General features: G+C 62.2%; 13 protein-coding genes. 4 read left to right on the top strand and 9 right to left on the bottom strand.

Annotated elements, in window-relative coordinates; translation table 11 throughout:
* The coding region (locus E5W70_RS26875) for an SDR family NAD(P)-dependent oxidoreductase (protein WP_292664166.1) at positions 1-567 on the top strand (567 nt) is incomplete at its 5' end.
* A 45-nt stretch (positions 568-612) separates the two neighbouring features.
* Here the strand turns inward: E5W70_RS26875 and E5W70_RS26870 are convergent.
* From E5W70_RS26870 to E5W70_RS26860, 3 genes are all read right to left on the bottom strand, one after another.
* Complete coding sequence (locus E5W70_RS26870) at positions 613-1,044, bottom strand: low affinity iron permease family protein (RefSeq protein WP_292664170.1); 432 nt, start codon at positions 1,042-1,044, stop codon at positions 613-615.
* A gap of 87 nt (positions 1,045-1,131) precedes the next feature.
* Positions 1,132-1,773, bottom strand: coding sequence for a DapH/DapD/GlmU-related protein (locus tag E5W70_RS26865; protein ID WP_292664164.1), 642 nt, complete (start codon positions 1,771-1,773; stop codon positions 1,132-1,134).
* Positions 1,774-1,854: 81 nt separating this feature from the next.
* Positions 1,855-2,343, bottom strand: coding sequence for a CreA family protein (locus E5W70_RS26860; RefSeq protein WP_254818969.1), 489 nt, complete (start codon positions 2,341-2,343; stop codon positions 1,855-1,857).
* Positions 2,344-2,548: 205 nt separating this feature from the next.
* On the opposite strand from E5W70_RS26860, the gene E5W70_RS26855 reads away from it, so the two are divergent.
* Both E5W70_RS26855 and E5W70_RS26850 read left to right on the top strand, forming a co-directional pair.
* Entirely contained in the window at positions 2,549-3,127 is a 579-nt protein-coding gene (locus E5W70_RS26855) for an SCO family protein (protein WP_292664161.1), read from the top strand.
* Positions 3,128-3,138: 11 nt separating this feature from the next.
* Entirely contained in the window at positions 3,139-4,011 is an 873-nt protein-coding gene (locus E5W70_RS26850) for a 50S ribosomal protein L11 methyltransferase (protein WP_292664159.1), read from the top strand.
* Positions 4,012-4,050: 39 nt separating this feature from the next.
* Here E5W70_RS26850 and E5W70_RS33210 read toward each other — a convergent pair whose 3' ends face one another.
* On the bottom strand, positions 4,051-4,359 hold the full coding sequence (locus E5W70_RS33210; RefSeq protein ID WP_366509751.1) for a hypothetical protein: 309 nt from the start codon (positions 4,357-4,359) through the stop codon (positions 4,051-4,053).
* 73 nt (positions 4,360-4,432) lie between these two features.
* Here E5W70_RS33210 and E5W70_RS26840 point away from each other — a divergent pair, with 73 nt between their 5' ends.
* Complete coding sequence (locus E5W70_RS26840; RefSeq protein WP_292664157.1) at positions 4,433-6,277, top strand: aminopeptidase P family protein; 1,845 nt, start codon at positions 4,433-4,435, stop codon at positions 6,275-6,277.
* Here E5W70_RS26840 and E5W70_RS26835 read toward each other — a convergent pair.
* The 5 genes from E5W70_RS26835 to ligA all read right to left on the bottom strand — a co-directional run bounded on the left by E5W70_RS26835 (position 6,267) and on the right by ligA (position 11,516).
* On the bottom strand, positions 6,267-7,151 hold the full coding sequence (locus E5W70_RS26835) for a LysR family transcriptional regulator (protein WP_292664155.1): 885 nt from the start codon (positions 7,149-7,151) through the stop codon (positions 6,267-6,269). The genes E5W70_RS26840 and E5W70_RS26835 overlap by 11 nt on opposite strands.
* 322 nt (positions 7,152-7,473) lie before the next feature.
* Positions 7,474-7,770, bottom strand: coding sequence for an AzlD family protein (locus tag E5W70_RS26830; protein ID WP_292664153.1), 297 nt, complete (start codon positions 7,768-7,770; stop codon positions 7,474-7,476).
* Entirely contained in the window at positions 7,767-8,495 is a 729-nt protein-coding gene (locus tag E5W70_RS26825) for an AzlC family ABC transporter permease (RefSeq protein ID WP_292664151.1), read from the bottom strand. Before E5W70_RS26825 ends, E5W70_RS26830 begins: the two co-directional genes overlap by 4 nt.
* 121 nt (positions 8,496-8,616) lie before the next feature.
* Complete coding sequence (locus tag E5W70_RS26820; RefSeq protein ID WP_292664149.1) at positions 8,617-9,309, bottom strand: TIGR02453 family protein; 693 nt, start codon at positions 9,307-9,309, stop codon at positions 8,617-8,619.
* Positions 9,309-11,516, bottom strand: coding sequence for an NAD-dependent DNA ligase LigA (gene ligA / locus E5W70_RS26815; protein ID WP_292664147.1), 2,208 nt, complete (start codon positions 11,514-11,516; stop codon positions 9,309-9,311). Before ligA ends, E5W70_RS26820 begins: the two co-directional genes overlap by 1 nt.
* Positions 11,517-11,778 lie beyond the last annotated feature (262 nt).

Below are 11,778 nucleotides of genomic sequence, written 5' to 3'. Positions count from 1 at the left end.
CTGATGAACAATGCCGGCGTTGGCAACAACCCCGGCAAGCCGTGGGAGAACCGTGACGCCTGGAAGCGACTGCTGGACATCAATTTCTGGGGTGTCGTGCATGGCGTCGAGGCGTTCGCGCCGGGCATGTTGGCGGCGGGAAAACCGGGCCTGATCGTCAACACCGGCTCCAAGCAAGGCATCACCACGCCGCCCGGCAACCTCGCCTACAACGTCTCCAAGGCTGGCGTGAAGACCTATACCGAGGGCCTTGCACACGCGCTGCGCAACGAGCCCGGCGCCAGTGTCGCGGCGCATTTGCTCATTCCCGGGTTCACTTTTACCGGCCTAACCGAAGGTGCGACCGAAAAGCCGGCCGGCGCCTGGACGGGCGAGCAGGTCATCGACTTCATGCTGGCCTCGCTGCTGCGCGGCGATTTCTATATCCTGTGTCCCGATAACGAGGCGACCCGGTCCATGGACGAAAAGCGCATGGCCTGGGCAATTGGCGACATCATCGAGAACCGCCCCGCTCTGTCGCGCTGGCACCCGGACTACAAGGAAGCCTTTGCAGCATTCATGAAATGATCCCGCGACCATTCGCGCTGTTGGGAAGCCGAACAACAAGCTCGCTCACGCCGCCGTGTGCTTCTTCGCGTTGCGCTTCTTAGCCACCGCTTTGGCTGCGGCCATGTCGGCGATCTGTTCGTCGTGCCGCTTCGCCGCACGTTCACATTTCGCGCGGATTTCCTCGACTTCGGATTCGGTCAGGTGTTCGATGCCGATAAAGGTATTCTTGGCTTTGCTGACGCGGATCAACTCGTCGAGCTTGGCCTGGATCGCTGCACTGTCGCGATTCTGGGTGTTTTGGATGAGAAACACCATCAGGAAGGTGACGATCGTGGTGCCGGTATTGATGACGAGTTGCCAGGTGTCGGAAAAGCCGAAGGCCGGACCGCTTACCGCCCAGACCACAATGATCAGGAAACAGACGGCAAACGTCGGCGGCAGACCGGCAACATGGGCCACATAGTTGGCGATCCTGGTGAACAGCTTCTCGATCATGGCAGGGAGAAACAATCGGCAGCTGCCTCGAGTTCCCTGTGAGGTGGAATTCACGGTCAAACCGCGCGCGCGCCGCGCTCGCAACAATCAGGCGGCGTCGTTTTCCCAGCGGTCGAGGAAAGCCTCGATGGGCAAGGCCTGCATGTCGGGAACTGCTCTGGCCAGTTTCTCGACCGGCCAGTCCCACCAGGCGAGACGTTCGATCCGGGCTGCAGTTTCCGCGCTGAAGCGCTGCCGCACTGGCCTGGCCGGAACGCCGGCGACGATTGCATAGACCGGCACGTCGCGCGTCACCACCGCATTGGCACCGACGATCGCGCCATTGCCGATCACTATGCCAGGCATGATCACGGCGCCATGGCCGATCCAGACATCATGGCCGATGCTGACGGCTTTCGCCCGTCGCCGGTCCCGGAATACCTGATCGACACCCAGCCAGCGGAAGTACTCGTTAGGCCGATAGCTGATCTTGTGCTGCGTCAGCCGCTCGACCGGATGCTCCAGCGCATTGATGCGGCTGTTGGCGGCAATCGAGCAGAATTTGCCGATCGTCGTATAGATCGCCTCGGCGTGGCGCTCGAAGTAGGAGAAGTCGCCGACCACCACCTCGCGCAGGATGACCCGCTCGCCGATCGACGCGTAGCGTCCAAGCTTGCACGCCTTCAACTCCGCCGTCGGATGGATGCGCGGCTCGGAATCTTTCAGGACAAGGTGTTCGGGACGGTCCATGCGCGCGCTTTACGCCCGCGCGCATAGTCTCGCAAGCCGAGTGCTGCGCCGCGCATCTGTTGGACGCGCCACCTTCAGTCTCTATTTCGGCTTGCCGCTGGTCCACACCACGTTCTGGCCGTAGAGCGGCACGGTGGTGACCGACATTTTTGCCGAGCCATCCTGCACCTGGCGCGAATGCGACAGGTAGATCAGCGTCTCGTTGGCCTTGTCGTAGATGCGGTTCACCACCTGCTTTTTCCAGATCAGGCTGATGCCTTGCTTGAACACCTCTTCGCCGGCCTCGCTCATGTCGATGTCGCCAATGGTGATCGGCCCGGTCTGGCGGCAGGAAATCGAAGAATCGGACGGGTCCTCGAACCAGTTGCCTTTCTGCAGGCGGTCGATCATGCCGCGGTCGAAATAGGAGACGTGGCAGGTCACGCCCTCGACCTTCGGATCCTTGATCGCCTCGACGATGATGTCGTTGCCGAGCCAATCGACGCCGACCTTGCCGACTTCCTCGGCGGCGGCCGCGCCAGCACCAATGACAAGGCATGCGGCCAACGCGCCGCCAATCAGTTTTCGCAAAGAGGCCTCCTGCGGTTCGAATTTTGCCGACCTCAGGTGGGACAAACGGCAGCGCTTTGCAAGCAGATCGCCTCCCACAGCATTGCCAGTTGCGGCAACGCGACATCTTTGCGTCGGCGCGACCGAACCGCTAAGAGTGTTCGCCAAGCCAGGGCCTTCACGGCGCCAATCCGGCGCCCGATGGAAATAACGACGGACTTCACTGATGATGCGTTCAATTCTGGTCGGTATTCTCGTCCTGATGGCTGCCGGAATCGGCTGGCTCACCTTCGACTGGTACCGCGGACATTATGGCGGCGAGCCGTTCGGAGCGCCGTTCACGCTGGTCGACCAGAAGGGCGCGCCGGTCACCGAAGCTGCCTTTCGCGGCCACCCCAGCGTCGTCTTCTTCGGCTTCACCCATTGTCCGGAAGTCTGCCCGACCACGCTTTTCGAATTGGCCGGCTGGCTGAAGACGATGGGCGACGACGGCAAGAAGCTGCGTGCCTATTTCGTTACGGTCGACCCGGAGCGCGATACGCCCGAAATCATGAACACCTATGTCAGCAATTTCTCCGATCGCATCCTCGGCATATCAGGCGATCCCGACAAGGTCCACGCCATGGCCAAGTCCTTCGGCATCTACTGGAAGAAAGTCGACACGAACGACGGCGACTACACGATGGACCACACCGCTTCGGTGCTGCTGCTCAATGCCAAGGGCGATTTCGCCGGCACCATTGCCTATGGCGAAAGCCCGGACGCCGCCATCGCCAAGCTCAAACGGCTGGCGGCGGAAGGTTAACATATCCGGTAATGACGCAGACGCGCTTGTATTTCACCGCGGGCAAGATCGAGGCTGATCGCATCTTCGCGGCGCTCGGTGCGGCGTTCGACGATGAGGGCCTGCCGATTGCGGTGCTCGAGGTCGACGAGGACCGCGACATCCACGAAGTATCGCTCTATGCCGACGACGACGTCGATGCGGTCGAGGCGCGGCTTAGGGACATCCTTGCCGGACTGTCACTGTCGAAACCGATAGCGCGCGAAGCGCTGCCCGACATCGACTGGGTGGCGCGCTCGCTGGAGGGATTGAAGCCGGTGCGGGCCGGGCGCTTCTTCGTCCATGGCGCGCATGACCGCAGGAAGCGCCACAGCGGCGAGCTCGCCATCGAGATCGAGGCCGGTCTTGCCTTCGGCACCGGCCATCACGGCACCACCGCCGGCTGCCTCGAAATGGTGGAGCAGGTCATACGGCGCGAGCATCCGCGCAACGCGCTCGACCTTGGCACCGGCAGCGCGGTGCTCGCCATCGCGGTGGCCAAGCTCGCGCATATTCCGGTGCTGGCGACGGACATCGACCCGGTCGCCGTCACGGTGGCCGCCGCCAATGCGCGGCTGAACCATGTCAAGGGGCTCATTGAAACGGTGGCGGCAGCGGGTTTCCATCATCCGATCTTTGCCGCGCGTGCGCCCTTCGACCTGATCGTCGCCAACATATTGGCGCGGCCGCTGATGCGTCTGGCGCCGCAAATGGCCGGGCATATCGCGCTTGGTGGCTCGATCGTTTTGTCGGGCATCCTCGAGCGCCAGCGCGACGCGGTAATCGCAGCCTATGTCGGGCAGAAATTCCGGCACGTCCGCACCTTGCACCGCGAGGGCTGGGTGACGATTCACCTCAAGCGCTGAGGCGCGACGCTTTCAAGCAAAGCCGGAATTTCCTCAAGCCTAGCGCGAGTTCGCCGCTTTCTTCAGCTGTTCGCGATCGTAGCCGTGAGCTTTCAGCGTTTCGTCATCAAAGCCAAGCAGAACGCCGCTCACATACCGGCTCGCTTCGCGCTGGCGAGCTTCGATCAGCGCGTTCACAGCGTTTCTGAAAAATCCGCGTCTGGCTGAAATCGTGGACATGGCGGTCTCCTTTGCAGGGCAATAGGACTCTTTCCTCCACGTGAAGAAGGTAAGCTCTGTTGACGCTTTTTGAAATCGCCGATTCTGCATGGCCTCCATGCGCAAAAAGACACTGCAGCGGCCGGCCATGATCGGTCCGAAAATCGATTCCGATTTTCGAAGTCATGCGCTACGGTCGCGCCAGCATTCGAGGAGAGCCGACATGTTCCAGACCTTCGATTCCGCCGGGGATCCGGCCGTTGGCAAGCCGCGCGTGGCAATGCTGCGCCAATGGTTGGCGGCGAACCGGTTGGATGGCTTCATCGTGCCCCGCGCCGACGAGCACCAGGGCGAATATGTCGCCGACCGCTCGGCACGGCTGAAATGGCTGACCGGCTTCAGCGGCTCGGCCGGCGTCGCCATTGTGCTAGGCGAGCGCGCCGTCATGTTTGTCGACGGTCGCTACACGCTGCAGGTGCGCCAGGAAGTCGATCTCGACATCTTTTCGATCGAGAGCCTTGTCGACAACCCGCCGGCCAACTGGATCAAGGACAATCTCGGCAAGGGCGTGCGGTTGGGCTTCGATCCGTGGCTGCATACGATCAGTGACGTCAAGGCGCTGAAAGCCTCGGCCGTGAAATCAGGCGCGATACTGGTGCCGCTCGAACAAAATCCAATCGACGCCATCTGGCAGGATCAGCCCGGGCCGCCATTGGCGCCGGTCGAGATCCACCCGATCGGCTTTGCCGGCGAACTGGCCAAGGACAAGCTGGTGCGGCTGGCGGCGGCCATCGAGAAAGACGGCGCCACCCATGCCGTGCTGACCGACCCCTCCTCCATCGCCTGGGCCTTCGACATCCGTGGCGGCGACGTACCGCACACACCGCTGGCGCTCGGCTTTGCCGTGCTGGCCGCCGACGGGTCGCATCTGCTTTTCATGGACCAGCGCAAGTTTTCGCGCACCGTCGCGGCCTACCTGACGCAGCTCGCCGAATTGCACGAACCAGGTGAATTCGAAACGGCAATCGTCACCCTGGCCAAGGGCGGCGCAAAAATCGCGCTGGACCCGGCTCTAGCGGCGGACAAGCTCAGGATGCTGGTCGAGGATAATGGCGGCACCGTCATTGCCGTGCCCGATCCGGCCCGCATCCCACGCGCAACAAAGAACAAAGCTGAGATCGCCGGCGCCCGCGCCGCGCATCGCCGCGACGGCGCCGCGGTCGCCAAGCTGCTGTGCTGGCTCGACCGCCAGAAGCCCGGCACGCTCGACGAAATCGCCGTCGTCACCAGGCTTGAAGAGACGCGCCGCCAGACCGGCGAGGAAACGCAAATGCCGCTGCGCGACGTGTCCTTCGACACCATTTCAGGCGCCGGCCCCAACGGCGCCATCATGCACTACCGCGTCTCCCGCGCCACCAATCGCAAACTGGGGGACGGCGAGCTGTTCCTGCTCGATTCCGGCGGGCAGTACCAGGACGGCACCACCGACATCACCCGCACGGTGCCGATTGGCACGCCGACCGAGGAGATGCGCGAGCGCTTCACGCTGGTGTTGAAGGGCATGATCGGCATCTCCATGCTGCGCTTCCCCAAGGGCACGCGCGGCTCCGAAATCGATGCCATAGCCCGCCTGGCGCTGTGGAGACACGGATGCGACTTCGCCCATGGCACCGGGCACGGTGTCGGCTCCTATCTTGCCGTGCATGAGGGCCCGCAGCGTATCGCCAAGACCGGCACCGAAAAGCTGCTGGCCGGCATGATCGTTTCAAACGAACCCGGTTACTACAAGGAAGGGGCTTACGGCATTCGCATCGAAAACCTCGTCCTAGTGACGCCGGCTGAAGCGATCGAGGGCGGCGACATCGCCATGCACGGCTTCGAGACACTGACGTTGGCGCCGATCGACAAGCGGCTGGTCCGGTCGGACCTGCTGACTCGTGACGAGCTCCATTGGCTGGATGAATACCACGCGCGGGTGCTGGCCGAGATCGGACCGATGCTCGACGGCGAGACACTGGCCTGGCTGGAAAAAGCAACCGCCCCGCTGCCGCACGACTTCAAGCAATAGCCGCGGCCGCAACGCCGGTTGACAGGCTTTGCTCCGCAAGCAGTTCTTGCAAGGCCGTGACGTTGGGAGAACCGGCTCCCTTGCGCCAGAACAACACCGTGACGGCGTTGTCTTCGTCAGAGGGCAGTTCGTGCAGCTTTAGCCAGCGGCTCTCCGGGAAACCCGAAAGCACACTTTTCGGCATCAGCGCTATGCCCATGCCAGCCACCACGCAACCAAGGATGGCGTGGTATGAACCAAGCTCGATGGTTTTCTCCGCCATGAACCCTCTGCGTGCATACCATTGTTCCAGCCGCTTGCGGTGCGGGCAGCCGTGCTCGAAGGCTATCATGGTTTTGGGCATGTACAGGCGGTCCTCGACCGAAATGCGCGATGCCGCCGAGACAATGACCAGCTGTTCCTGGAATGCGGGCAGCTTTTCGAACGGGGCGTCGGCGATCGGCTCGGCTGCGAAGGCTGCATCGAGCTCGCCGGCAAGCATGGCGGTCGCGAGAACCTGCGGATTGCCGGTGCGCAACTGGATTTCAACTTCGGGATGCCGTGCATGGTATTCGGCGAGCAGACCCGGAAGCCGGGCCGCGGCGGTGCTCTCCATGGCACCTAGGCGAAGCGTGCCGCGCGGGCGCGGATCGAGCATCGCCGTTCGCGCCTCCTCCGCAAGCGCCAGCAGCCGATCCGCATAGCCGACCAATTTGTGACCGGCGGGCGATACGTGCAGGCGCTTGCCCTCCCGGATAAACAGCTGCACGCCGAGATCCTCCTCGAGCTGCCGGATGCGCGTGGTCACGTTCGACTGCACGCGAAACAGTTTTTCCGCCGCCCTGGTGATTCCGCCCTCGCGCACCACCGTGCGGAAGATGCGCAGATCGGCCAAATCCATACATCTCTCCTGGAGAACATAACGATCTTAATTATTCATTTTAGCTGATTAGGCATTTCCCGTAAATCGCCGGTGTAGCTGCCGATCAACACGGCGAACCGGGGGAGATGGAAATGCCGCCTGAGCCTTTCGGCATCCAGCCGATCGATCTAAGCGTATTGACGCCAAAGCAACGCGAAGCGCTTTATAGCGACGCCGTGCGTTGCGCCCACCAGGAGAGAGCGGAGGCGATCCGGCTGAGCCTATCGAGGGTCGGCGCGGCAATAGTCGCTGCGGTAAAGCGCATGTGTGCTCTCGCCGCCAAGCCAAAAGTCGATCAGCCGACGAACTGCCGCGCGAGGATCAGCACGGCCGCACCCGCCAGGAACATCGCCATCAGGCCGCCGCGCAACGAGACCAGGCCGGCAACGATCAAGGCTGCCCATTCCGCCGGTCCGGCGCTGAGCGCCGCCGGCGCCACCAGCGTGGTCAGCACCGCCGCCGGCACGGCGTTCAGCCCGGCTTCGACGCGCGGATGGATATGGTCGAAGCGTGAGATCACCAGATGACCGCCGATGCGGGTCAGATAGGTCGCGATCGAAGCGGCGATGATGATCCACAAGGTCGTGCTCATGGCCGTGCCTCCACGCCGCTGTGGCGGGGCGGCAGGATGACCGCGAGCAGCACGCCGGCCAGCGCACCTATGGAGACATGCCAGGGCGAGCCGACCGTTTTATAGGCAATGATGGAGGCGGTAGCACTGGCGACGACCACCGGCAGCCACAACGGCCGCTTGCGGAAGCTCATGACCAGGCCGAGAAAATAGATCGGTAGCAGGAAATCGATGCCCAGCGCACGGGTGTCGGGAATAAGCTTGCCGAATATCGCGCCGAGCGTGCTTTCGATGACCCAGAACAGATAGACCGGCAGCCCAAGCCCCATATACCAGGTAAAGCCGACGGTCTCGCCGGCCTCCGCCTTGCGCTCGGCCACCGCGAACTGCGGATCGGTCAGCACGAAATAGCCTATCGCCTGCTGCATCAGCGGCCAATGCGCGATACGCCGGCCGATACCGGCCGAATAGAGTACATGACGAAAATTCACCGCGAAGATCGACAGCACGATTAGCCACGGTGCAACATGCTGGCCGAACAGCTCGATGCCGACCATCTGGCTGGCACCGCCGAAGACCGTTGCGCTCATCAGAAACGCTTCAAGCACGGAAAACCCGTTGTCGACTGCGAGCGCCCCAAACAGCAATGCAAACGGCGCTGACGCCACCACGACGGGCATGCTGAGCCGCACGCCGTCCCAGAAATCGCTTTTCACACTGTTTTCGGAGATTGCTTCCGCCGACATCGACCGCTCCTCGGGAAGGGCCTATGTAGGGAGGGCGGTCCGGCTTGTCACACCAATTCGCTTGAGGCAAACGATCAGCGGAAATGATAGCTGAAGCGTCACAGCAAGCTTGCTTCCGTGCCTAGCGCGGCGAAGCCTTACCTTCGATCGCCCTGCCCCAGTCGAGCAGCGGTTTGGCCCGCATGACGAAGTCGATGAGTTCGTCGACCAATCCAGCTCCGTAGATATCCGCCGGCTCAATTGCGTGCCGGACGGCAAAATGCCGGTTGCGGATCGCGGCAGCGAGATCGGGCTCGGCGATATGCTCGAAGCCGCGCGGTGGGCGCTTCATGCAGCCGTCCGGGTCGAGTTCGAGGCCGTTCTTCTTCAGCGCCGCGACGAGGCTGCGGAATTCAGCGGGCCGCTTCGCGATTGCGTTGCGCAGCGCCAGCAATAGCTCCGGTCCGGGCTGCCACCAGGCAATGGCGGCAAAGCAGCGCTCGAGCCCTATATGGACGTAGAACACGCCCTGTTCCATCTTTGTGCCGTCGGGCGAAAGGATCGCCGACAAATGCCGGTTGTAGGGCCGTTTGTCCTTGGCAAAACGCACGTCGCGATTAATCCGGAACAGCGACTTCTTGCGGTCGCCGCGCAAACCGAGCCCCAATGCCGTGAAGCGCTCGGAGAGCGTCTCGACCAAATCGCCGAAGGGATCACGTAGGTCCCGCTCGAAAAGATCGCGATTTTCCAAAAACCACTCCCGGCTCTGATGAAAATCGAGCGCCTTGAGGAAGGGAATGGCCTTTTGCCCAAAACCGTTGAACGCAGCCGCCATTACCCGCCCTTGCCGATCCGCTGCAGCCAGGTGTCCTCGTCGATCACCTCGATGCCGAATTTGGTCGCGTCCTTCAGCTTGGAACCGGCGCCTGGCCCTGCCACCAGGAGATCGGTCTTCGCAGAAACCGAGCCGGCGACCTTCGCGCCGAGACGTTCGGCCATCGCCTTGGCCTCCGGGCGCGTCATCTTTTCCAGCGTGCCTGTAAACACGATTGTCTTGCCGGCGACCGCACTATCGGCTGAGACGTTCACAATGTACGGCTTCGGGTGGACCTGTGTAAGCAGCGCTTCAAGCACGGCGTCGTTGCGTTCATTGTCGAAGAAATCGCGAAGCGCGCCTATCACCGTATCGCCGATGCCGTTGATCGAAGGAAAAACGGTGTGTGGATCGGCTGCCGCTGCTGTCTCCTTGCCAATGCGGATCAACTCCTCGATCGTCGAGAAGGTTCGGGCCAGCACAGCGGCCGTCGTTTCACCGATATGGCGGATGCCCAGCGCAAAGATGAAGCGATCGAGTTCCGGTTCGCGGCGAGCGTCGATGGCAGCGAAGAGCTTGTCGAGGCCGTCGTAGTTGCGTTCCTCGACACTGCGTACATTCTTGCGCGTCTTGCCCGATGCGGCCTCACGCTGCCTGGCCTGCTCTTCCCGCCGCTCCGCCAGCGCCTTGGTGACGGCGGGACGGCGGTCCCTGAGAGTGAAGATATCGGCGGCTGTCCTGATCAACCCGGCATTGAAGAACAGGTCTATGTTTTCCGCGCCCAGGCCTTCGATATCCAGAGCGCCGCGCGACACAAAGTGGCGCAATCCTTCGACGGCCTGTGCAGGGCAGATCAGTTCGCCGGTGCAACGTCGGCGGGAATCTTCCTTGCCGGTCTTCTCGTTGATTTCGCGCGTTGCGGGTGAGCCGCAGATCGGACATTTGTGCGGGAATTCATAGGGCACGGCATCTGGCGGACGCTTATCGGCTACGACGCTGACGATCTGCGGAATGACGTCCCCTGCCCGCTGGATGACCACCGTGTCGCCAATACGTACGTCATAGCCGTCGCGGATCGGCTGGCCGTTGCTGTCCAGACCCTTGATGTAATCTTCGTTGTGAAGGGTGACATTTTCAACCACGACGCCGCCAACCGTGACGGGTGCAAGCCGGGCAACGGGCGCCAGCGTACCGGTACGGCCGACCTGAATGTCGATCCTCAGCACGGTCGTCATCGCCTGTTCGGCCGGAAATTTGTGGGCGATGGCCCAGCGTGGTTCGCCGGTGACGAAGCCCCATCTGCGCTGCAACTCCAACTGGTCGACCTTGTAGACGACGCCGTCGATGTCGTAGCCCAGCGATGAGCGCTGGGTCTCGATTAGGTGATAATGCGCGACCAGTTCCTCGACTGACTTTGCCCGGACCATCAGCGGACTGACCTTGAATCCCCACTCCGCGAATTTCTGCACGGAATCGTATTGGGTCGGAGCCGGATCCTTTGTGGTATAGCCCCAGGCGTAGGCAAAGAATTTGAGGTTGCGGCTGGCGGTAACGGCCGGGTCCTTCTGACGGAGCGACCCGGCCGCGGTATTGCGCGGATTGACGTAATCCTGGCCGCCGATCGCCGCCGAACGTTGCTTCAGCGCCTCGAATTCCGCGTAGGTCATGTAGACCTCACCGCGTATTTCGATGACCTCGGGCCAGTCCGATCCCTTCAAGGTCTTGGGAATATCGGCGATGGTCTTGAGATTGGCGGTGATGTCCTCGCCGACGACGCCGTCGCCGCGCGTTGCCCCCTGTACGAACGCACCGCCTTCATACCGCAGGGAAGCCGATAGCCCGTCGATCTTCGGCTCAGCCGTGAAGGCGATGTTCAGATCCTTGTCGCGGTCAAAGAATCGCCGGCCACGTACGATGAAATCGGCGACATCCTGGTCGGTATAGGCCTTGGCGAGGCTGAGCATCGGCACCGCATGACGCACCTTGGCAAAGCCTTCCGCCGGCGGCGCGCCGACCCTGCGTGAGGGCGAATCCTCGCGCACCAAAGCAGGAAAGCGCTGTTCGATGGCGAGGTTGCGCCGCGTCAGCGCATCATATTCCGCATCCGTGATTATCGGCGCGTCCTCGCCATGGTAGCGCCGGTCGTGCTCGGCGATCTCCTGCGCCAACCGCTTCAACTCGCTTGCCGCCTCGCTTTCGCTGAGCGAATCGACTGGTTTTTCGTCCATGCACTGCTCCCTCCACGATGGCGCGACACAATAGAACAGGATTCTCTCATGAGGGAGAGACCAGACACGGAAAATCATTCCTGAACAGCAGGATGGAGCCATACCTGACTCCGGTCGCGAGCGCCGGAAACGAACTCGTCTAGAGCAATTCCAGGAAAACTGTGAAAAGGTTTTCCGTCCGGAATTGCGCAAAACAAAGAGGTAGAGCGGTTCGGCGTTTCCGTGAAAGGATGAACCGCTCTAGGCTGCCGCGGTGTTCTCC

Source organism: Mesorhizobium sp. (assembly GCF_005063415.1).
GTDB lineage: Bacteria > Pseudomonadota > Alphaproteobacteria > Rhizobiales > Rhizobiaceae > Mesorhizobium.
The sequence above is the reverse complement of the archived record's forward strand: the minus strand, read 5'-3'. Positions and strand labels throughout refer to the sequence as shown.

Bases quoted from the DNA above. Each gene is read 5' to 3' on its own strand.
- E5W70_RS26850 (WP_292664159.1), top strand. From the start codon at position 3,139: ATGACGCAGACGCGCTTGTATTTCACCGCGGGCAAGATCGAGGCTGAT.
- E5W70_RS26820 (WP_292664149.1), bottom strand. From the start codon at position 9,309: ATGGCGGCTGCGTTCAACGGTTTTGGGCAAAAGGCCATTCCCTTCCTC.
- E5W70_RS26840 (WP_292664157.1), top strand. From the start codon at position 4,433: ATGTTCCAGACCTTCGATTCCGCCGGGGATCCGGCCGTTGGCAAGCCG.
- E5W70_RS26865 (WP_292664164.1), bottom strand. From the start codon at position 1,773: ATGGACCGTCCCGAACACCTTGTCCTGAAAGATTCCGAGCCGCGCATC.
- E5W70_RS26830 (WP_292664153.1), bottom strand. From the start codon at position 7,770: ATGAGCACGACCTTGTGGATCATCATCGCCGCTTCGATCGCGACCTAT.
- E5W70_RS33210 (WP_366509751.1), bottom strand. From the start codon at position 4,359: ATGGCCGGCCGCTGCAGTGTCTTTTTGCGCATGGAGGCCATGCAGAAT.
- E5W70_RS26870 (WP_292664170.1), bottom strand. From the start codon at position 1,044: ATGATCGAGAAGCTGTTCACCAGGATCGCCAACTATGTGGCCCATGTT.
- E5W70_RS26855 (WP_292664161.1), top strand. From the start codon at position 2,549: ATGATGCGTTCAATTCTGGTCGGTATTCTCGTCCTGATGGCTGCCGGA.
- E5W70_RS26825 (WP_292664151.1), bottom strand. From the start codon at position 8,495: ATGTCGGCGGAAGCAATCTCCGAAAACAGTGTGAAAAGCGATTTCTGG.
- ligA (WP_292664147.1), bottom strand. From the start codon at position 11,516: ATGGACGAAAAACCAGTCGATTCGCTCAGCGAAAGCGAGGCGGCAAGC.